The organism is Salmonella sp. 32100201201700099SM (assembly GCF_017572645.1).
GTDB classification, from domain to species: Bacteria; Pseudomonadota; Gammaproteobacteria; order Enterobacterales; family Enterobacteriaceae; genus Salmonella; species Salmonella enterica.
Genome location: NZ_JAGERQ010000004.1, coordinates 82,403 through 102,840, shown reverse-complemented (window position 1 = coordinate 102,840; position 20,438 = coordinate 82,403). Strand labels below are relative to the sequence as shown.

Annotated in this window: 15 protein-coding genes and 1 pseudogene; 9 read left to right on the top strand and 7 right to left on the bottom strand. The window is 50.5% G+C overall.

Annotated features, from left to right (window positions below; genetic code table 11):
* Positions 1–59: 59 nt before the first annotated feature.
* Complete coding sequence (pyrG, locus tag J4685_RS07840; protein ID WP_000210861.1) at positions 60–1,697, bottom strand: glutamine hydrolyzing CTP synthase; 1,638 nt, start codon at positions 1,695–1,697, stop codon at positions 60–62.
* A gap of 227 nt (positions 1,698–1,924) precedes the next feature.
* Positions 1,925–2,725 carry a nucleoside triphosphate pyrophosphohydrolase gene (gene mazG, locus J4685_RS07835; protein ID WP_000210451.1) on the bottom strand — a complete coding sequence of 267 codons (801 nt, stop codon included), beginning with the start codon at positions 2,723–2,725 and terminating at the stop codon, positions 1,925–1,927.
* Between the two features lie 607 nt (positions 2,726–3,332).
* On the opposite strand from mazG, the gene J4685_RS07830 reads away from it, so the two are divergent.
* From J4685_RS07830 to J4685_RS07795, 8 genes are all read left to right on the top strand, one after another.
* Positions 3,333–3,920: a fimbrial protein gene (locus J4685_RS07830; protein ID WP_000842512.1), complete on the top strand. Its 588-nt coding sequence runs from the start codon at positions 3,333–3,335 to the stop codon at positions 3,918–3,920.
* 82 nt (positions 3,921–4,002) lie between these two features.
* Positions 4,003–6,699, top strand: a complete 2,697-nt coding sequence (locus J4685_RS07825; RefSeq protein WP_071818056.1) for a fimbrial biogenesis outer membrane usher protein — start codon at positions 4,003–4,005, stop codon at positions 6,697–6,699.
* A gap of 12 nt (positions 6,700–6,711) precedes the next feature.
* On the top strand, positions 6,712–7,485 hold the full coding sequence (locus J4685_RS07820; RefSeq protein ID WP_001044464.1) for a fimbria/pilus periplasmic chaperone: 774 nt from the start codon (positions 6,712–6,714) through the stop codon (positions 7,483–7,485).
* 19 nt (positions 7,486–7,504) lie between these two features.
* Positions 7,505–8,011, top strand: a complete 507-nt coding sequence (locus tag J4685_RS07815; RefSeq protein WP_000178263.1) for a fimbrial protein — start codon at positions 7,505–7,507, stop codon at positions 8,009–8,011.
* A 14-nt stretch (positions 8,012–8,025) separates the two neighbouring features.
* Positions 8,026–8,496, top strand: coding sequence for a fimbrial protein (locus tag J4685_RS07810; RefSeq protein WP_000832400.1), 471 nt, complete (start codon positions 8,026–8,028; stop codon positions 8,494–8,496).
* Positions 8,493–9,029: a fimbrial protein gene (locus J4685_RS07805; protein ID WP_001079653.1), complete on the top strand. Its 537-nt coding sequence runs from the start codon at positions 8,493–8,495 to the stop codon at positions 9,027–9,029. Before J4685_RS07810 ends, J4685_RS07805 begins: the two co-directional genes overlap by 4 nt.
* Positions 9,030–9,087: 58 nt before the next feature.
* Positions 9,088–10,206 (top strand): hypothetical protein, encoded by a 1,119-nt coding sequence (locus tag J4685_RS07800; protein WP_000403445.1) that lies wholly within the window; start codon positions 9,088–9,090, stop codon positions 10,204–10,206.
* A gap of 606 nt (positions 10,207–10,812) precedes the next feature.
* Entirely contained in the window at positions 10,813–11,643 is an 831-nt protein-coding gene (locus tag J4685_RS07795; protein WP_011233166.1) for a hypothetical protein, read from the top strand.
* A gap of 446 nt (positions 11,644–12,089) precedes the next feature.
* Here J4685_RS07795 and J4685_RS07790 read toward each other — a convergent pair.
* From J4685_RS07790 to rlmD, 4 genes and pseudogenes are all read right to left on the bottom strand, one after another.
* Positions 12,090–12,386: pseudogene (locus J4685_RS07790) on the bottom strand (type II toxin-antitoxin system RelE/ParE family toxin).
* Positions 12,352–12,708, bottom strand: coding sequence for a type II toxin-antitoxin system ParD family antitoxin (locus J4685_RS07785; RefSeq protein WP_000480219.1), 357 nt, complete (start codon positions 12,706–12,708; stop codon positions 12,352–12,354). Before J4685_RS07785 ends, J4685_RS07790 begins: the two are co-directional and overlap by 35 nt.
* 83 nt (positions 12,709–12,791) lie before the next feature.
* Positions 12,792–15,026 (bottom strand): GTP diphosphokinase, encoded by a 2,235-nt coding sequence (relA, locus tag J4685_RS07780; protein WP_000226841.1) that lies wholly within the window; start codon positions 15,024–15,026, stop codon positions 12,792–12,794.
* A 51-nt stretch (positions 15,027–15,077) separates the two neighbouring features.
* Positions 15,078–16,373 (bottom strand): 23S rRNA (uracil(1939)-C(5))-methyltransferase RlmD, encoded by a 1,296-nt coding sequence (rlmD, locus tag J4685_RS07775; RefSeq protein ID WP_000046842.1) that lies wholly within the window; start codon positions 16,371–16,373, stop codon positions 15,078–15,080.
* A gap of 57 nt (positions 16,374–16,430) precedes the next feature.
* Between rlmD and barA the strand changes: the two genes are divergently transcribed.
* Entirely contained in the window at positions 16,431–19,187 is a 2,757-nt protein-coding gene (gene barA, locus J4685_RS07770; RefSeq protein WP_000186396.1) for a two-component sensor histidine kinase BarA, read from the top strand.
* A gap of 43 nt (positions 19,188–19,230) precedes the next feature.
* Here the strand turns inward: barA and J4685_RS07765 are convergent, their stop codons facing one another.
* Positions 19,231–20,373 carry a glycerate kinase gene (locus J4685_RS07765; RefSeq protein ID WP_000706492.1) on the bottom strand — a complete coding sequence of 381 codons (1,143 nt, stop codon included), beginning with the start codon at positions 20,371–20,373 and terminating at the stop codon, positions 19,231–19,233.
* Between the last annotated feature and the right edge of the window lie 65 nt (positions 20,374–20,438).

The following is a 20,438-nucleotide window of genomic DNA, read 5'->3' as shown; positions in this document are numbered from 1 at the left end:
TAAACTAAAACTTCAGACAAACGGTGCACCGCTGAGGGTGCACCGCCGTTCTAACTTTTTTACTTCGCCTGACGTTTCTGATGCTCGTTGGCGGCTTTAACAAAGCCAGCGAACAACGGATGTCCATCACGCGGCGTGGAAGTAAATTCCGGATGGAACTGACAGGCCACGAACCACGGATGATTCGGTACCTCAATGATCTCGACTAACTGATCATCACCGGAACGGCCTGCGACACGCAGACCCGCTGCTTCAATTTGTTTCAACAACATATTGTTGACTTCGTAACGATGGCGATGACGTTCAACAATCGTCGGCGCGCCGTACAACTGACGTACCAGGCTGTCATCGCTAAGCTGGCACTGCTGCGCGCCCAGGCGCATGGTGCCGCCCAGATCGCTTTTCTCGCTACGGACTTCAACGTTACCGTCTTCATCGCGCCACTCGGTAATTAACGCCACAACCGGGTACTTACAGTCTGGCACAAATTCCGTTGAGTTGGCGTTGTCCATGCCGGCCACGTTACGAGCGAACTCAATCAACGCAACCTGCATCCCCAGGCAAATGCCCAGATAAGGAATATTGTTTTCACGCGCATAGCGCGCAGTGGCGATTTTACCTTCAACGCCACGATAGCCGAAGCCGCCGGGGATCAGGATAGCGTCCAAATCTTTCAGAATTTCGACGCCGCGCGTTTCAACATCTTGCGAATCGATCAATTTGATGTTGACGGTAACGCGGTTTTTCAGACCACCGTGTTTCAGCGCTTCGATCACCGACTTATAGGCATCCGGCAGTTCAATATATTTGCCGACCATGCCGATAGTCACTTCGCCTGCCGGGTTCGCTTCTTCGTAAATGACCTGTTCCCATTCAGACAGGTTAGCTTCCGGACAGTTCAAGCTGAATCGTTTACAAATATAATCATCAAGCCCCTGAGATTTCAACAGGCCTGGAATTTTATAAATGGAATCGACATCTTTCATTGAAATAACGGCTTTTTCCGGCACATTACAGAACAATGCAATTTTTGCACGCTCGTTGGCAGGAACCGCGCGATCGGAACGACAAATCAGAATATCGGGCTGAATACCGATAGACAGCAGCTCTTTCACGGAGTGCTGAGTCGGTTTAGTTTTCACTTCGCCCGCAGCCGCCAGGTAAGGTACCAGCGTCAGGTGCATAAACAGCGCGTGTTCACGACCGATATCTACCGCCAATTGACGAATCGCCTCAAGAAACGGCAGCGATTCGATATCACCGACGGTACCGCCGATTTCCACCAGTACCACATCGTGGCCTTCGCCACCTTCCAGCACGCGCTCTTTAATCGCGTTAGTGATGTGAGGGATTACCTGTACGGTTGCGCCCAGATAGTCGCCACGGCGTTCTTTACGCAGAACGTCGGAGTAGATGCGGCCAGTCGTGAAGTTGTTGCGGCGAGACATCTTGGTGCGGATGAAACGCTCGTAGTGCCCCAGGTCCAGGTCGGTTTCAGCGCCGTCTTCAGTAACGAACACTTCCCCGTGTTGGATTGGGCTCATAGTACCCGGATCGACGTTGATGTACGGATCCAGTTTCATGATGGTCACGTTGAGACCACGGGCTTCCAGAATGGCTGCGAGGGAGGCTGCGGCAATGCCTTTACCCAGAGAGGATACGACCCCGCCGGTCACAAAAATATAGTTCGTTGTCATGCGGAACCTGAGAAGTTAGGTTTAAAAGACGATGGAATAACCAGGACGGGAAAGCAGTATACCCGAACATGACCTACGCCACAAACTTTCATTATTCCTCCTCTTCGTCAAGCTGACATTCACACAGGGAGGGAGAAAATAGCCCCTTTGAGGTAAATGTTTTTGACGTAAATCAAGCGCTTGTTATTTAAAAAATCACACAAATCGCTCTTGACCGCCTAAAACCTTTAGAGATCAATTTCCTGGCGTTTTACTTCCTGCCAAACTTCTTCCATTGTTTCCAGGTCCACCCCGGTCATTTCCAGGCCTCTGGCTGCAACAATACGTTCAACTTCGCGAAAACGACGTTCAAATTTATCGTTCGCTTTTTGCAAAGCGAGCTCCGCTTTCGTACCTAAATGACGCGCCATGTTGACCGTGGCAAAGAGCAAATCGCCCATTTCCTCTTCCAGTTTAGCCTGATCAACAACCGCCTGCCGCGCCTCGAACATCACCTCATCGATCTCTTCATAGACCTTATCGACGACCGGTCCCAGCGTCGTCCAGTCGAAGCCCACGTTTGAACACCGTTTCTGGATTTTTTGCGCGCGCATTAAGGCCGGTAAGCTACGCGGAATATCGTCCAGCGCGGAATGCTGCGCTTTTTGCGCGCGCTCTTCCGTTTTGATTTGTTCCCAGCGAACTAATGCTTCTTCGCTATTATCCGCGGAAAGCTCGCCAAAAACATGCGGATGGCGGCGCTCCAGCTTGTCGCTGATGGCAGCGCAGATATCATTAAAATCGAAGCGGCCTTCTTCCTGCGCCATCTGCGCGTAAAACACCACCTGGAACAACAGGTCGCCCAGTTCGCCGCGCAAATCGTCAAAATCCTCACGCGCAATCGCATCCAGTACTTCATAGGTTTCTTCCAGTGTATAAGGCGCGATGCTGGCGAAGGTCTGCTCTTTATCCCACGGGCAGCCGTTTTCCGGGTCGCGCAGGCGCTGCATGAGGGTGAGAAGACGGTCAATTTGATGGTTAGTTGTCATGATCTTTAATCGGTTGTAAATACTAGCGACAATTGTAACGTATTATTCTTAACCATTCACGCACAGAGACACTACGACAACGCCTATATAATAAAATATATTGTTAACAGGTGTTGAATGCTACCTTTCCCGTATAACTTTAAAATTATTAATCGATACACAACAATATAATAATCATATAACTAATTTATTAAAAAAAACAGATATTTGCACTAGGCATTATAAATAACATCAATTAAGTAAAAAAATTATGCAAACACTATAAGCCCCCCACCCAAAAGAGCCTTCCCTTTCAAAAAAAATAAATTATTTCACTTTTACGGAAAAACGAGTAGCATGCACGCCAGTTTAATATTCAAAAAAGACCGCTTTTTTGTTTTTTCTGAAACACACATGAAATAAATATATTGAAAGTATTACATATAATATTCTATGAACCTGTACGACCATTCTGTTCATAAGAATATACTCATAAAAATGTAGAAATATAATATTTTTATTATGACCTATTTTTTACCCAAAGCCCGCAGCATGGCTCTATGCCGCATATCCCTTGGTATACGCGTACAAAATGTTGCCATAAAACACGTTAATTAAGGATAACACGATGAAGTCATCTCATTTTTGTAAACTGGCAGTAACTGCATCTTTAGTTATGGGAATTGTCTCCGGCGCTCAAGCCGCGGGTAGCAACACAGCAAAGGTCACTTTCCTTGGTAATATTGTTGACTCCCCCTGCTCTGTCACATTGGATACGGAAGATCAAACAGTCAATATGGGTTCAAGTATCGGTAATGGCACACTGAGTAATGGTAAAACGACCATCAACAATGCCCGTACTTTTCATATCGATCTTGAGGGTTGTACCTGGGCTACCGAGAAAAATATGAATGTGGTATTCACTACAGGTAGTGGAACCACAGCGGCTACAGGCGCCACGGATAATCTCGCGCTGATGAAGACTGACGGTACTGGCGCTATTAGCAATGTAAGCCTGGCAATCGGCGATGCTGGCAAAAACAATATCAAACTGGGCGATACCTATACACAGGCCATTGCGGACCTGGACGGAGATACCATTCTTGATGAGAAGCAAAGCCTGAATTTCACCGCCTGGCTGGTTGGCGCAGCAACCGGCACCGTAGGCACAGGTGAATTCAGCAGCGCCGCCAACGTCACTATCTCTTACCTGTAATTCAGTTAACAGAGTCACGACGATAATACCCTGCCGCTTTAGGTAGGGTATTCCTGTTGAGTTTTATTGCGGAATATATTTGATGAATAACACATGGAAAAGTGTTCTTTGCCCAATAGCGTGCGGAGTGGGAATGCTTCTAAGCGCCTCCCCTTATAGCGCGTCAGGCAAAGACATCGAATTTAATACCGATTTCCTCGATGTAAAAAATCGCGATAACGTTAACATTGCACAGTTTTCTCGTAAGGGTTTTATTCTGCCAGGCGTCTACCTCTTACAAATTAAAATTAACGGACAGACTCTGCCGCAGGAATTTCCTGTTAACTGGGTTATTCCAGAACATGATCCACAAGGAAGCGAGGTTTGCGCAGAACCAGAATTAGTTACGCAATTGGGTATAAAGCCGGAACTCGCGGAAAAACTCGTCTGGATAACGCACGGTGAACGACAATGTCTGGCGCCAGATTCACTGAAAGGCATGGATTTTCAGGCCGACCTGGGACACTCCACGCTGCTGGTGAATTTACCCCAGGCGTATATGGAATACAGCGATGTCGACTGGGACCCACCCGCCCGCTGGGATAATGGTATTCCCGGCATCATTCTGGATTACAACATTAATAATCAGCTCCGCCACGATCAAGAAAGCGGCAGCGAAGAGCAAAGCATCAGCGGCAACGGGACGTTAGGCGCGAACCTGGGCGCATGGCGACTGCGGGCCGACTGGCAGGCCAGCTACGACCATCGTGACGATGACGAGAACACTTCCACCCTCCACGATCAGAGCTGGAGCCGCTACTACGCCTATCGCGCACTACCGACGCTCGGGGCCAAACTTACGCTGGGCGAAAGCTATCTCCAGTCCGATGTTTTCGACAGCTTTAACTATATCGGTGCCAGCGTCGTTTCTGACGATCAGATGCTGCCGCCGAAACTGCGCGGCTATGCGCCGGAGATCGTGGGCATTGCGCGCTCTAATGCCAAAGTCAAAGTCTCCTGGCAGGGGCGCGTACTGTATGAAACGCAGGTGCCCGCAGGACCGTTCCGTATTCAGGATCTCAACCAGTCCGTTTCCGGTACGTTGCACGTCACCGTGGAAGAGCAGAACGGTCAGACCCAGGAGTTTGACGTTAACACCGCATCGGTTCCCTTCCTGACGCGCCCCGGCATGGTGCGCTACAAGATGGCGCTGGGCCGCCCGCAGGACTGGGATCATCACCCCATTACCGGCACATTCGCCTCGGCGGAGGCTTCGTGGGGGGTCACCAACGGCTGGTCGCTCTATGGCGGCGCAATTGGAGAAAGCAACTATCAGGCCGTGGCGCTGGGAAGCGGTAAGGATCTTGGCGTGGTGGGCGCGGTGGCGGTGGACATTACGCACTCCATCGCCCACATGCCGCAAGACGACGGGTTTGACGGCGAAACGCTGCAGGGTAACTCATATCGCATCAGCTACTCCCGTGACTTTGATGAAATCGACAGCCGACTAACCTTTGCCGGATACCGCTTCTCAGAAAAGAACTTTATGAGCATGAGCGACTATCTGGATGCGAAAACCTATCATCATCTCAATGCCGGTCACGAAAAAGAACGCTATACGGTCACCTATAACCAGAACTTCCGTGAACAGGGCATGAGCGCCTATTTCAGCTACTCACGCAGTACCTTCTGGGACAGCCCGGATCAGAGTAACTATAACCTGTCTCTTTCCTGGTACTTCGACTTAGGGTCGATAAAAAATCTCAGTGCGTCGCTGAACGGCTATCGCAGCGAATATAACGGTGATAAAGATGATGGCGTCTATATCTCGCTGTCTGTTCCCTGGGGCAATGATTCCATCAGCTACAACGGTACGTTTAACGGTAGTCAACACCGTAATCAGCTCGGCTATTCCGGCCACAGCCAGAACGGCGATAACTGGCAGCTTCACGTCGGGCAGGATGAACAAGGCGCGCAGGCAGACGGTTATTACAGCCATCAGGGCGCGCTGACGGACATCGATCTGAGCGCGGATTATGAAGAAGGATCGTACCGTTCGCTGGGTATGTCGCTGCGCGGCGGCATGACGCTGACCACCCAGGGCGGCGCGCTACACCGGGGAAGTTTAGCGGGCAGCACACGTTTGCTGGTTGATACCGACGGCATTGCGGACGTCCCCGTTAGCGGTAACGGCTCGCCAACCTCAACCAACATTTTCGGCAAGGCCGTGATTGCGGATGTCGGAAGCTATTCGCGCAGCCTGGCGCGTATCGATCTGAACAAATTGCCGGAGAAGGCGGAAGCTACTAAGTCGGTTGTGCAGATCACGCTCACCGAAGGCGCCATCGGCTACCGTCACTTTGACGTGGTCAGCGGCGAGAAAATGATGGCGGTTTTCCGGCTGGCAGACGGCGACTTCCCACCTTTCGGCGCCGAAGTGAAAAACGAGCGCCAGCAGCAGTTGGGCCTGGTGGCCGATGACGGCAACGCCTGGCTGGCGGGCGTAAAAGCCGGGGAAACATTGAAAGTCTTCTGGGATGGCGCGGCGCAGTGTGAAGCATCACTCCCGCCCACGTTTACACCAGAGCTATTGGCCAACGCGCTATTGCTGCCGTGCAAAATGCTGGAAGGTCAGCCCCCCACCGCACCGCAGAAAAGTTCTCCGCTGCCTGCGCAACCGCTAATCCAGGAACATACGCAAACCGATGGCCAACCGGCCGCGCCGGTGGCGACAACCACTCAAACTCCGCCCATACCGCTGGCTGACAACCATGCGGTGAATCGCAAGGATATGGAATAAAGGGAACCTGTAATGAACAAGACCAACCATTTTAATCGCCAGGCGCTTATTGCCACGGTATTACTGGCTGCGCCGCTGGTGTCACACAGCGCGATTGTGCCGGATCGTACCCGCGTTATTTTTAACGGCAATGAAAATTCAATCACCGTCACGCTGAAAAACGGCAACGCCACTCTGCCCTATCTCGCTCAGGCGTGGCTGGAAGACGATAAGTTCGCCAAAGATACCCGCTATTTTACCGCCCTGCCGCCGCTGCAGCGTATTGAGCCAAAATCCGACGGGCAGGTTAAAGTCCAGCCGTTACCAGCCGCGGCTGGCCTACCGCAAGACCGGGAAAGTCTGTTTTATTTCAACGTGCGAGAAATTCCGCCGAAAAGCGATAAGCCTAATACGCTCCAGCTGGCGCTGCAAACGCGTATTAAGTTTTTCTACCGCCCGGTAGCCGTAGCCCGGCAGGTGGATAAGACGCACCCGTGGCAGACGAAGCTCACGCTGACCTACCAGGGCGATGGTGTGATCTTCGACAACCCCACACCGTTTTACCTCGTCATCAGCAATGCCGGTAGCAAAGAGAACGAGACCGCCTCCGGCTTTAAAAACCTGCTGATTGCCCCGCGTGAAAAAGTGACCTCTCCCATCAAAGGTGCCTCGCTCGGCAGCTCACCGGTGGTGGGCTACGTCGATGATTACGGCGGCCATCGCCTGCTGGTTTTTACCTGCTCAGGGAATACCTGCAAGGTCAATGAGGAAAAAACCCGTGACGCTGAGAAGAAAGCGAATAAGTAATCCTGTGCGAAAGAGATCTATGACGATGTTGACTCGCTGGAAAATACTGGTGCTGCTGTGCGGTGGATTCGTTACCGGCACCGAGGCTGCCGGCACAAAAACCGTGCAACTGGAGCTGCATCTGGTCGTCACTCAACCACCGCCCTGTACGGTAGGCGGCGCTTCCGTAGAGTTTGGCGATGTCCTGACCACCAAAGTTGGCGATGTTTCTCAAACGAAACCTGTGGGCTACAGCCTGAACTGCGATGGCAGAGCGAGTGACTATCTGAAGCTACAAATTCAGGGGACCACCACCACCATCAGCGGGGAGCAGGTTCTGCAAACTTCGGTGCAGGGGTTAGGCATCCGTATTCAGCAGGCGGGCAATAAGCAACTGGTTCCGGTTGGCATAACGGATTGGCTGAACTTCACCCTGAGCGGCAGCAATGGGCCGGAGCTGGAAGCCGTACCGGTTAAAGAGCCCACCACGCAGTTAGCGGGTGGCGATTTTAACGCCAGTGCGACGTTAGTCGTGGATTACCAGTGATGGAGAGATTCATAGTGAAAAGGGTGCTTATCCTGACGCTTTTAATCACCCGGTTTGCCTGCGCCGACAATTTGACCTTTCACGGCAAACTGATAAACCCGCCCGCCTGTACTATCAATAATGGTGAAACGCTGGAGGTCAGTTTTGGTAGCGTGATTATTGATAATATTGACGGCGTCAATTACCTGACCGAGATCCCGTGGACCCTTACCTGCGACAGCAGCTTTCGCGATGACGCATTAACTTTTACGTTGAGCTATCTGGGCACGGCGACGCCTTACTCCGCAAAAGCCTTAACCACCAATGTCCCTGGGCTGGGCATTGAACTTCAGCAGAACGGCACGGTGTTTCCTCCCGGCACGTCGCTAACCATCAATGAGTCATCGCTTCCCACACTAAAAGCCGTGCCGGTAAAACAGCCCGGTAAAGAGCCTGCCGAAGGCGATTTTGAAGCTTTTGCCACGTTACAGGTGGATTACCAATGAACCGTATTTTTCAAACTACCGGGCATTTGATCGGAGGCGTAATGTTATGGGCGGTTTGCAATACGCTACCTGCTGCCACGCCTAATGTGCACTACAGCGGTAAGCTGGTTGCCGGAGCCTGTAACCTGGTAGTGGATAATGACACGATGGCGACGGTGGATTTTCATACTATTGGCAGTGACAATTTCGACGCCAGCGGGCAAACGACTCCTGTTCCATTCACACTTAGCCTCCAGGATTGCAAAACAGCGCTAGCCAACGGCGTGGTGGTGACCTTTCAGGGTGTTGAAGACAGTACCCTGCCCGGACTGCTGGCGCTCGAATCGTCTTCTATTGCTAACGGTTTTGCTATAGGGATTGAGACCGCAGATCAGCACCCGTTAATTATCAACGCTTCTCAAGGTACGGAATTTATGTTGGCAGAGGGAAATACCATTATCAATCTCCAGGCATGGCTACAAAAAACATCAGGGGAAAATATTATGCCTAGGGAATTTAACGCCAGCGCAATGGTTAATTTTGAATACCAATAATGTTATTTAACAAAAAGGCATTGATGCTCTGGCCAGAATAAAAAGGAGTTACAACGCAATGGAAATAAAAAAAAGCATCTTGGTTAGAAAAAATATACGCTTGTCAGGAATCATCATTGACATGCTCATTTTAACCATACTTTTAATCAGCACGTTTGATGCTGTATCTGACTCTTCCCCGGTAAAAGCAAGCGCTATCAATATTGCACTTCAAGGAACTCCCAACACAGATTATGAATTAAATGGCGATCTCCGCTCTAACGGAGGGATAATGCCAAAGACGCTTTATATGGTATGTTCAGGAGGAAAATTCAGTGCAAGCCAGGCTGATTGCGTTGCCGGTCAATGGGTAGATATCGAAGTTGTAATATCTGCGGACAGTCATACGTTCATGAATTTGACAAATATGGGCAATTTGAGTTCTTCTGCATTTCAGGAAAAAAGGCGTGCTCGCTGTACAGCGAAAAATAGTAATACGATGGATTGTATTTGGGAAAGTAACTTCGACATTAACTTGTTTTTTTCACCTTCTACAAACATCTCCTCAATTGAAAGACAATCTCTGACTCTCCATATCGAGCCTACGAATAATGCATCACCTTCTCTACAGCAAATCAATATCAGCGGCGACTTAATCTACCAGCCTTCTGACTACGCAGTGTATAATCAAGGATATACTCCTGACGTCTTAGCCTACGTTAATTTTTATGCTAAATACAATATCGTCCAATCAAGCTTTGGTACACAGACAGGCCCGGCGACGGGCGCCCTGCCGGGACGCCTCAATCTGAACGGGAACGTAGCGACCACAGTTTCTTTATATCCTGAACAACTTGATGCCTCTTTTTCGAAAACAGAATTTTCCATCACATCTGCCAGCAAAGAATTTACGGGTTCTGGTAATAATGAACTACTGGCAGAAATCTATCTAAACTATGTACTACAGCATTGCCAGCCGCAAACGGCAGATAGTATTTGTGGTCAAATATTAGCTAACGCGAACGTTTCAACATCGTGTGGTGATCATAATATTACTATCACAACCAATATGTGCAATACAGGTAATGACCAATGTGATAGTGATGAAACATGGAAAATTGCAGAGATCTTCGGGACATGGGGCCGGGTTAATGTCGACACTATATGCGCGATTACAATATTGCTTCCCTATGAATAATGCTTAGAAAAAATACTCGGAACCCTAAATAATCTCGCAAAACAGTAGATTACTTATCCGAAAAATTTTTCGGCCTTCAGTGAGGGGCTCTGCTCCAGTTGCGCGATCAGATCATTTAACCAAAATAATAGTCGAACAAAAGAGGCGAGCCATGAACGGCTACCATTTCTTTCGCGAGTTAAGCGAAGAATGCTGAAAAAACAGTACAGAAAAGTCAGGATAAGGAGTTATACAGACGGCTTACCACTATCCCAATGCTGTATACAGGATTATTGGTTAGTTCACTTTACTGCTCCTAAAAAACCTGCCTCACTTAAAATTTAGCAAAATTATTGACCAAGGAAAACAAATGTGTACAAATTTTTTAAAAACATCGCTACTAATAACATCCACTTTTTGGTGTATTGCGCTACAATGCGCTGAAGTAAGAACGGATATAAAATATAATTCTCAAATTATTTCACAGTTTGATAGTATTAGCGCACTGGCTGGCGATCCTACATTCGATACCATCCATACCCCATTACCAACAAACATTCATATCCTTTCATCGTGCACTAAGTCAGGTGGATCAGGTGGAGGGGGGGGGGTTGTATTCCAGGTACATTGCCTGATGGACTTGAATCCACTCTTGAGTTTGATCCATCAACTTCTTTCATCAATACAACCGCTGTCGATAACGGTATCACTTATAGTTTTACTGGTGAAGCGGTAAAAGCGACGGCACATGCCAACTGTACGGCTAATCAGGCAACTAACAGCGCAATTTGTGTATGGGATAAATCATTTTCACTTCCCCTCACCTTACTTACCAAACAGAACGGAATAACCATTAACCAGCAAAATCTTACAGTTTCGGTAATACCCGGAGGAGGAAATAATGATACTAACCAGTACTCATCCCTTTCCGGCCATATTATTATTGATGAATCGGTAAGCAGCTACACGAATTATGAACCGGAAACATCGGGCATTGAGAATTTAAAATTAAAATGGACTGTAACAGTGACAGAAGATACCGAAGGTGATGTCGGTATATGGAACGGATCACTTGTACTTAATGGCTCTCCAGCGTCCACCCTACATCGTTATTTGCTTCCAGAAATATTAGATGCTTCATTTTCTGAAAATGCGATAGCGCACAGTACCGAAGTCGCCATGACTGGCGCAAAAAATAATGTCGAGCTAGCCTCTGTATATCTCTACCATGGCAATAAGCCATGCGACGATACATCCTTGTGTAACTACAGTCTTAATAAGACGTCAGTTGCTCTTGTATGTCACGATCTGAATGCGCAGCTTGCCTTTAGCAGCACTTGTAATGCTTCAGACACAACACATTGCCTGAACGGCAAAGTAGGTACGATAAATGGTACCTGGGGGAAAGTCAGCATTGATACAACTTGTGCAATCACCGTTTTGATACCCTACGAATAAATACAGGAAAAATGATGACCATAAACAAAAGAATCATAATTTCATTTATTCTATTTATGTGCTTCACCAATAATACATTTGGATCTAGATACGTTAAGATCAATGCCGAATTGAATGATATGGCAGGCAGAGGGGTAGGCACAGTGATTTAAATAGTAATCTACGGCGAAGGGAAAATCTTTCGTTTTGGTTGTACAGGGAACGCTTCGGCATACCAGAAAGGAGGTCAGCCCCTCACGGGATAGATGAAAAAACAGATCCAGAATCGCAGGGCGAAAAGAGTTAATGATGAGAACAGATAAAGAATGAAGAAACTTAGATCCAGACTCATAGCTAATTATTCATAGAATAAATACTATAGTAATGAATAAAATTCAGAATAGGTGTTACGTATTTCAAACACATAAAACCTTAACCGATATCACATAGAGTATAACTTAAAAAGGCTATAACCAATTTACATGCTTACCAGCATCCTGATTCTGGCTCAGAATACGTATCAAGATAACTTCCGTAACTGATTATATAAAATAGATAATATGCCTTTCAAACGGTAAGGCATAAATGTATTCACCCAGTTCAGGTCGAGGCGTGCCAATGTTATTGGCACTCATAATGCTGAATATTTCTGATAGATGATTAATATATCGTTCGGCCTGTATTTCACCAAAATGCTGCCAGCCGTAATGCCAGATATTTTCCAGATCTTCACTGGCCTTTGGCGTTAATTTTACCGTTCTCATCGGGTTTGATCATCCCTGTTTTGACCTTCCGTAAAAAGGCATCCTTTTCCCAGGCCTGCGGCTCTCCGCTGTTCAGACCTTCAGCCAGAAGTTCACGTAACGCCTGAAGTCGTGACTCGGCCTGTTTTTCCCTCAGCAGACGAAGAGACTCTCTGATCACTTCACTTTGCGTTCTGTAATCACCTGATTCTATGAGCGATTCAATAAACTCGCGCAATTCATCGCCAAGATCAACGGTCATTGTTCTGGCCATAACAGCCTCCACTGTAAGTATAAATCTTACATAAGAGTACATCTGAAATGAAATGTACGTCAAAAACATACCCCATATCTCATGCTTATGGGGTTGCTAATGCGGCTTTGCTGAACGAGTAGCAAAGCCGCTACATGATTACTGTCTGGGGTTTACCCCCCGTGCAGTCGCCGTGCATCAATCACATCCGGCACCTGGTTCAGCTTACCGAGCACGCGGCCCAGCACCTGCAGGTTGTAGATCTCGATGGTCATATCAATGGTGGCGATCTGCTGTTTAATGTCGCTGCGGCTGGCGACGCCCAGCACGTTGACTTTTTCGTTAGCCAGAATGGTGGTGATATCGCGTAGCAAGCCGCTGCGATCGTTGGCCTGGACGCGCACCACCAGCGAATATCCCGCCGAGTAGCTCTCGCCCCATACCGCCTCTACGATCCGCTCCGGCGCATGGGAGCGCAGTTCCGCCAGCTGTTCGCAGTCGGCCCGGTGCACGGAAATCCCCCGCCCCTGAGTAATGAAGCCGACAATTTCATCCCCCGGAATCGGCTGGCAGCAGCGGGCAATGTGGTGCATCAAATTACCCACGCCTTCTACCACCACGCGTCCGTCATCTTTACGACGATTTTGCGGCGCGTATGTTTTTTGCTGAAGCTGTTTCAGCGCCGCTGCATCCTGCTCCTCTGCACTCGGCTTATTGAACTGCGATTGCAGGAAATTCACCATCTGATTAAGACGGATATCGCCGCCGCCTATCGCCGCCAGCAACTCTTCCAGCTCATTAAAGTTGTAGCGCGGCAGCAGATGTTTCTCGGCCTCTTTCAGGCTAATCCCCAAATGCGCCAGCTCATCGTCGAGGATCTGCCGTCCAGCCAGGATATTTTTGTCACGGTCCTGTTTACGGAACCAGGCGTGAATTTTCGAGCGTCCGCGGCTGGTCGTCACATAGCCCAGGTTTGGATTCAGCCAGTCGCGGCTGGGATTCGGCTGCTTCTGAGTGATAATTTCAACCTGATCACCCATCTGTAACTGGTAGGTAAACGGTACGATGCGCCCACCAATTTTCGCGCCGATGCAGCGGTGCCCGACATCGCTGTGGATGTGGTAAGCAAAATCGAGCGGCGTAGATCCGGCAGGCAAGTCAACCACGTCGCCTTTTGGCGTAAAAACGTAGACCCGATCGTCAAACACCTGGCTGCGCACTTCATCCAGCATTTCGCCGGAATCGGCCATCTCTTCCTGCCAGGCGATCAGCTTACGCAGCCACGCAATTCTGTCTTCATGGCCGGAACGCACGCCGCCGGACGCGGCGCCTTCTTTATACTTCCAGTGCGCCGCCACACCCAGTTCGGCGTCTTCATGCATCTGTTTGGTACGAATTTGGATCTCAACGGTTTTACCGCCCGGTCCCAGGACCACGGTGTGGATAGACTGGTAACCGTTCGGTTTCGGGTTAGCGACATAATCATCGAATTCATCCGGCAGGTGGCGATAGTGCGTATGCACTATCCCCAACGCGGCGTAGCAGTCTTGCAGACGTTCAGCGACGATACGCACGGCGCGCACGTCAAAGAGTTCATCAAACGCCAGATGCTTTTTCTGCATTTTGCGCCAGATGCTATAAATATGTTTTGGTCGTCCGTAGACTTCCGCCTGCACGCCTTCGTTTTTCATTTCAGCGCGCAGATGTCCAACAAACTCTTCGATGTAATGTTCGCGATCGAGACGGCGCTCATGCAGCAGTTTGGCGATGCGTTTGTATTCCGCCGGATGCAGGTAGCGGAAACAGTAGTCTTCCAGTTCCCACTTCAGTTGCCCGATGCCCAGACGATTAGCGAGCGGCGCATAGATGTTGGTACATTCTTTCGCCGCCAGCACGCGCTCATCTTCCGGCGCCTCTTTCACTTCGCGCAAATGAGCGATTCGCTCGGCCAGTTTGATGACCACGCAGCGGAAATCATCCACCATCGCCAATAACATTCGACGGACGTTATCAACCTGCTCCGAAGAAACAGAGTCGTTATGAGTGGCGTTTAGCTGACGGATCGCCGCCATATCGCGCACGCCATGAATCAGGGTAACGATAGATTTGCCAACGCTTTCGCGCAGTACATCTTCGCTGACTACGTTGGCGTCGGCCAGAGGGAACAGTAGCGCCGCCCGCAGCGTGTCGATATCCATACTCAGCGTGGAAAGAATTTCTACCATCTCCACGCCACGCCACAGCAACAGATCCGCATCCGGATGTCCTTGTGTCTGTTGCAGGCAATACGCCCAGGTTTCGGCTAAGCGCTCACACGACTGCTGGCTGGAAATTCCCAGGCTTGCGATCCACTTCTTCGGATCAAATTCACCAGCTTTATTAATATGTGCACTTCTTACCGCGACCATCGTCCTCTCCTTAAGGGACCAGGCCTACCGAAGTCGGTAAGCCGGTAATCATTACATGCGCTCGAACAGAACCATGGATTCCAGATGTCCTGTGTGCGGGAACATGTCGAGCATCGCTAAACGCGTAACCTCATATCCCGCATTGACCAGCGCTTCACTATCGCGCGCCAGCGTCGCCGGGTTACAGGATACATAAACAATGCGAATAGGTTTTAATTTTATAATATGTCGCATCACTCCTGTAGCCCCCGCACGCGCAGGATCGAGTAAGACTTTGTCAAAGCCGTTTTTCGCCCACGGCTGCTTCGTGACATCTTCCTCCAGGTTCTCATGGAAGAATGTCACATTATGTAAACCATTGCGGATGGCGTTTTCACGGCCTTTTTCTACCAGCGCCGGAACGCCCTCAACCCCTACCACGCTTGCCGCGCGCGTTGCCAGCGGCAGCGTAAAATTCCCCATTCCGCAGAACAGATCCAGGACACGATCCTCGGCGCGCACATCAAGCCACTCCAGCGCACGGGCGACCATTTGCTGGTTTACCGCCTCATTAACCTGAATAAAGTCTCGCGGACTGAAGGCTAAACGTAAGCCGTGCGAATCATACCAGGGCGCTTCGCCAGATACCGTTTCCAGTATCTCGCTAAACGGCGCCAGAAACAGAGACAATCCCTCAGAATGCGAAAAGCGTTCCAGTTTTTCTTTATCCGCCGCACTTAATGGCGCGGTATGGCGCAGAATCATCAGCGTACCGCTTCCCGCCTGTACCAGCTCAACATGCCCAAGATGTCGGGTGCCGTGTAAACTCGCCAGACACGCCCTGATTCGGGGCAGCAATGCTGCAAGCTGGGGCGCCAAAACAGGGCACTGTTCGACATTGACGATATCGCTGGAACCCGCTTTGCGAAATCCCATTTGCAGCGGTTTATCCGGCGGGCAATTCAGACTTAACCGCGCACGACGCCGATAACCCCAGGGCGCGCCGGCGATGATGTCATTCACCTCGTGTTTCATCAAACGCGCCAGCGCCGCGCTTTTGCTGCGTTGTTGCAGGTCGATGCCGACATGCTGTTGCTGACAACCGCCGCAGACGCCAAAATGCGGGCAGCGCGGCGTTTCTCGTTCCGGGCTATCATTCAAACGGCGCGAAACGCGTGCGCGGGCAAATTGCTTTTTATCTTCTGTAATAATGACTTCTGCGCTTTCCTCAGGCAATAAACCGGGGATAAACAGCGCCTTTCCGTTATGACGGGCTACGCCCTGACCAAATGAATCGAGGTCATTGACTTTAACGGTTATGATCTGACGCGTCGTCACGCGCCGTTTTGCAGAGTAGAATTGCGCCATCGACCAGCTTTTTCTCAATTTAACAGTGTGACCCTAATTGTCCCATAACGGAACTCCATGACCAACTACAGCCTGCGCGCACGCATGATGATTCTGATCCTGGCCCCGACCGTCCTGATAGGTTTGCTGCTCAGTATCTTTTTTGTAGTGCACCGCTATAACGACCTGCAGCGTCAACTGGAAGATGCCGGCGCCAGTATTATTGAACCGCTCGCCGTCTCCAGCGAATATGGTATGAACTTACAAAACCGGGAGTCTATCGGCCAACTTATCAGCGTCCTGCACCGCAGACACTCTGATATTGTGCGGGCGATTTCCGTTTATGACGATCATAACCGCCTGTTTGTAACGTCTAATTTCCATCTGGACCCCTCACAGATGCAGCTTCCTGCCGGAGCGCCGTTTCCACGTCGTCTGAGCGTTGATCGCCACGGCGATATTATGATTCTGCGCACCCCGATTATCTCGGAGAGCTATTCGCCGGACGAGTCAGCGATTGCCGACGCGAAAAATACCAAAAATATGCTGGGGTATGTGGCGCTTGAACTGGATCTCAAGTCGGTCAGGCTACAGCAATACAAAGAGATTTTTATCTCCAGCGTGATGATGCTTTTTTGTATTGGCATTGCGCTGATCTTTGGCTGGCGGCTTATGCGCGATGTCACCGGGCCTATCCGTAATATGGTGAATACCGTTGACCGCATTCGCCGCGGACAACTGGATAGCCGTGTGGAAGGATTTATGCTGGGCGAACTGGATATGCTGAAAAACGGCATTAATTCCATGGCGATGTCGCTTGCCGCCTATCACGAAGAGATGCAGCATAATATCGATCAGGCCACTTCAGACCTGCGTGAAACCCTTGAGCAGATGGAAATCCAAAACGTTGAGCTGGATCTGGCGAAAAAGCGCGCCCAGGAAGCGGCGCGTATTAAGTCGGAGTTCCTGGCGAACATGTCGCACGAACTGCGAACGCCGCTGAACGGCGTCATTGGCTTTACCCGCCTGACATTAAAAACGGAGCTGAACCCCACCCAGCGTGACCATCTGAACACCATTGAGCGTTCCGCGAATAATCTGCTGGCGATCATTAATGACGTGCTTGATTTCTCCAAGCTGGAAGCCGGTAAGCTCATTCTGGAAAGTATCCCTTTTCCACTGCGCAACACGCTGGATGAAGTGGTTACGCTGCTGGCCCACTCGTCGCATGATAAAGGGCTGGAGTTGACGTTAAATATTAAAAACGACGTCCCGGATAATGTGATTGGCGACCCGCTGCGCCTGCAACAGGTCATTACTAATCTGGTGGGCAATGCCATTAAGTTCACCGAGAGTGGCAATATCGACATTCTGGTAGAAAAGCGGGCGCTCAGTAACACCAAAGTACAGATTGAAGTGCAGATCCGCGATACGGGGATCGGCATTCCGGAACGCGACCAGTCGCGACTGTTTCAGGCGTTTCGCCAGGCCGATGCCAGTATTTCTCGCCGTCACGGCGGCACCGGGCTTGGGCTGGTGATTACGCAAAAGCTGGTCAACGAAATGGGCGGGGATATCTCTTTCCACAGCCAGCCTAATCGCGGCTCGACCTTCTGGTTTCATATTAATCTTGATCTTAACCCAAATGTCATTATTGACGGGCCGTCGACCGCGTGTCTGGCCGGGAAACGGCTGGCTTATATCGAACCGAATGCTACCGCCGCGCAATGTACCCTGGATCTACTGAGCGACACGCCGGTGGAAGTGATTTACAGCCCGACCTTCTCCGCGCTGCCGTTAGCGCACTACGATATTATGATTTTGAGCGTTCCGGTGACCTTCCGTGAGCCGCTCACCATGCAGCATGAACGTCTGGCGAAAGCGGCATCAATGACGGACTTTCTACTGCTGGCGCTACCTTGCCATGCGCAAATTAACGCCGAAAAGCTGAAACAAGGAGGCGCGGCGGCCTGTCTGTTAAAACCATTGACGTCAACGCGCCTGTTGCCAGCGCTGACGGAATATTGCCAGTTGAATCACCATCCTGAACCGCTGCTAATGGATACCAGTAAAATCACCATGACGGTTATGGCGGTTGATGATAATCCCGCTAATCTGAAGCTTATCGGCGCGTTACTGGAAGATAAAGTCCAGCACGTAGAGCTTTGTGATAGCGGACATCAGGCGGTGGATCGGGCGAAACAAATGCAGTTTGATCTGATTTTGATGGATATTCAGATGCCGGATATGGACGGCATACGCGCCTGCGAATTGATTCACCAGCTTCCTCATCAGCAGCAAACACCGGTTATTGCCGTTACGGCACATGCGATGGCCGGGCAAAAAGAGAAGTTGCTCAGCGCGGGCATGAACGACTATCTGGCTAAACCGATAGAAGAAGAGAAGTTGCATAATCTGTTGCTGCGCTATAAACCTGGCGCCAACGTAGCAGCGCGTCTGATGGCGCCGGAACCAGCTGAATTTATCTTCAATCCGAATGCAACGCTCGACTGGCAGCTTGCGCTCCGCCAGGCTGCCGGTAAGCCCGATCTGGCACGGGATATGCTGCAAATGCTGATTGATTTTCTGCCGGAAGTGCGCAACAAAATTGAAGAACAACTGGTGGGAGAAAATCCCAACGGTTTGGTCGATCTGGTCCATAAGCTACACGGGAGCTGCGGCTATAGCGGCGTACCGCGGATGAAGAACCTTTGCCAGCTTATTGAGCAACAGCTTCGCAGCGGCGTCCACGAAGAGGAGCTGGAGCCTGAGTTTCTGGAGCTGCTGGATGAGATGGATAATGTCGCGCGTGAAGCGAAGAAGATATTAGGCTGATATTCGCCGGATGGCGGCGTGACCGCCTTATCCGGCCTACAACTCAGCGTAATTGTTGCCCCGCTTTCAGCGTTGCAGCCACGTTGCGCGCGGTCATTCGTACGTTTTCACTCGCATTCTTCAGCGCGTCCTCCAGCGTGCAGATGGTATAAATCACGCTGAAAACGGCATCAAGCCCATGTTCATGAACCACGCTAACGTCCGCCGTCAGGCTACCCGCAATACCAATTACCGGCTTGTTATACCGTTTGGCGATGTTTGCCACGCCAATAGGGACTTTACCGTGAATGGTCTGGCTGTCGATGCGTCCCTCGCCGGTGATGACTAAATCAGCATCCGCAAGACACACTTCCAGATGAAGCGCATCGGTGACAATCTCAATGCCACGCCGTAGCTGCGCGCCGCAAAACGCGTATAACGCCGCCCCCATGCCGCCTGCCGCGCCGCCGCCTGCCAGATCCAACACATCGACATGCAGATCGCGGGCAATCAAATGCGCATAGCGAGTCAATGCCGTATCCAGGCGTTCAATCATTTCCGGCGTCGCCCCTTTTTGCGGACCAAAAACCGCAGACGCGCCCTCTTTGCCGGTAAGGGGATTCGTGACATCGCAGGCGACCTCTATATGGCACGCCGACAAACGCTTATCCAGGTCGCTGATATCAATGCTGGCGAGTGTTTCCAGCCCAATGCCGCCTTGCGCAATATCATTGCCCTGCGCATCCCGTAGCCTGGCCCCCAGCGCCTGTACCATCCCCGCGCCGCCATCGTTGGTGGCGCTACCGCCGATACCAATAATGATATGCTCAACGCCCGCATCCAGCGCATGACGGATCAGCTCGCCGGTTCCCCATGATGTGGTCTTCAACGGATCGCGTTGCGCGGGCGGCACCTGCTCCAGCCCGCTGGCGGCCGCCATTTCAATGAACGCGGAACGCGCATCGCCGGAAAGCCCATAAAACGCATTGACGCGATGCCCCAACGGCCCGGTGACCTCAACATGCACGATTCGACCCACCGTCGCTTCAACCATCGCTTCGACAGTACCTTCTCCGCCATCAGCCAGCGGTAATTTCAGGTAATCGGCGTCAGGCCAGATCTCGCGAAATCCTTGTTCAATGGCGGTCGCTACCTCAAGAGCACTCAAACTTTCCTTATACGAGTCTGGTGCGATCACTATTTTCATAAGTCGTCCTTACGCATGTTGATCCTGTTAAGCATACACCCAGAGAAGAACCGGTTCCTTACGGA

What these genes read in the sequence shown, in the direction of transcription:
- J4685_RS07830 (WP_000842512.1), top strand. Translation starts at nt 3,333, where the DNA reads ATGAAGTCATCTCATTTTTGTAAACTGGCAGTAACTGCATCTTTAGTT.
- J4685_RS07800 (WP_000403445.1), top strand. Translation starts at nt 9,088, where the DNA reads ATGGAAATAAAAAAAAGCATCTTGGTTAGAAAAAATATACGCTTGTCA.
- mazG (WP_000210451.1), bottom strand. Translation starts at nt 2,725, where the DNA reads ATGACAACTAACCATCAAATTGACCGTCTTCTCACCCTCATGCAGCGC.
- J4685_RS07785 (WP_000480219.1), bottom strand. Translation starts at nt 12,708, where the DNA reads ATGTTTTTGACGTACATTTCATTTCAGATGTACTCTTATGTAAGATTT.
- relA (WP_000226841.1), bottom strand. Translation starts at nt 15,026, where the DNA reads ATGGTCGCGGTAAGAAGTGCACATATTAATAAAGCTGGTGAATTTGAT.
- J4685_RS07765 (WP_000706492.1), bottom strand. Translation starts at nt 20,373, where the DNA reads ATGAAAATAGTGATCGCACCAGACTCGTATAAGGAAAGTTTGAGTGCT.
- barA (WP_000186396.1), top strand. Translation starts at nt 16,431, where the DNA reads ATGACCAACTACAGCCTGCGCGCACGCATGATGATTCTGATCCTGGCC.
- J4685_RS07815 (WP_000178263.1), top strand. Translation starts at nt 7,505, where the DNA reads ATGACGATGTTGACTCGCTGGAAAATACTGGTGCTGCTGTGCGGTGGA.
- J4685_RS07805 (WP_001079653.1), top strand. Translation starts at nt 8,493, where the DNA reads ATGAACCGTATTTTTCAAACTACCGGGCATTTGATCGGAGGCGTAATG.
- pyrG (WP_000210861.1), bottom strand. Translation starts at nt 1,697, where the DNA reads ATGACAACGAACTATATTTTTGTGACCGGCGGGGTCGTATCCTCTCTG.
- rlmD (WP_000046842.1), bottom strand. Translation starts at nt 16,373, where the DNA reads ATGGCGCAATTCTACTCTGCAAAACGGCGCGTGACGACGCGTCAGATC.
- J4685_RS07820 (WP_001044464.1), top strand. Translation starts at nt 6,712, where the DNA reads ATGAACAAGACCAACCATTTTAATCGCCAGGCGCTTATTGCCACGGTA.
- J4685_RS07825 (WP_071818056.1), top strand. Translation starts at nt 4,003, where the DNA reads ATGAATAACACATGGAAAAGTGTTCTTTGCCCAATAGCGTGCGGAGTG.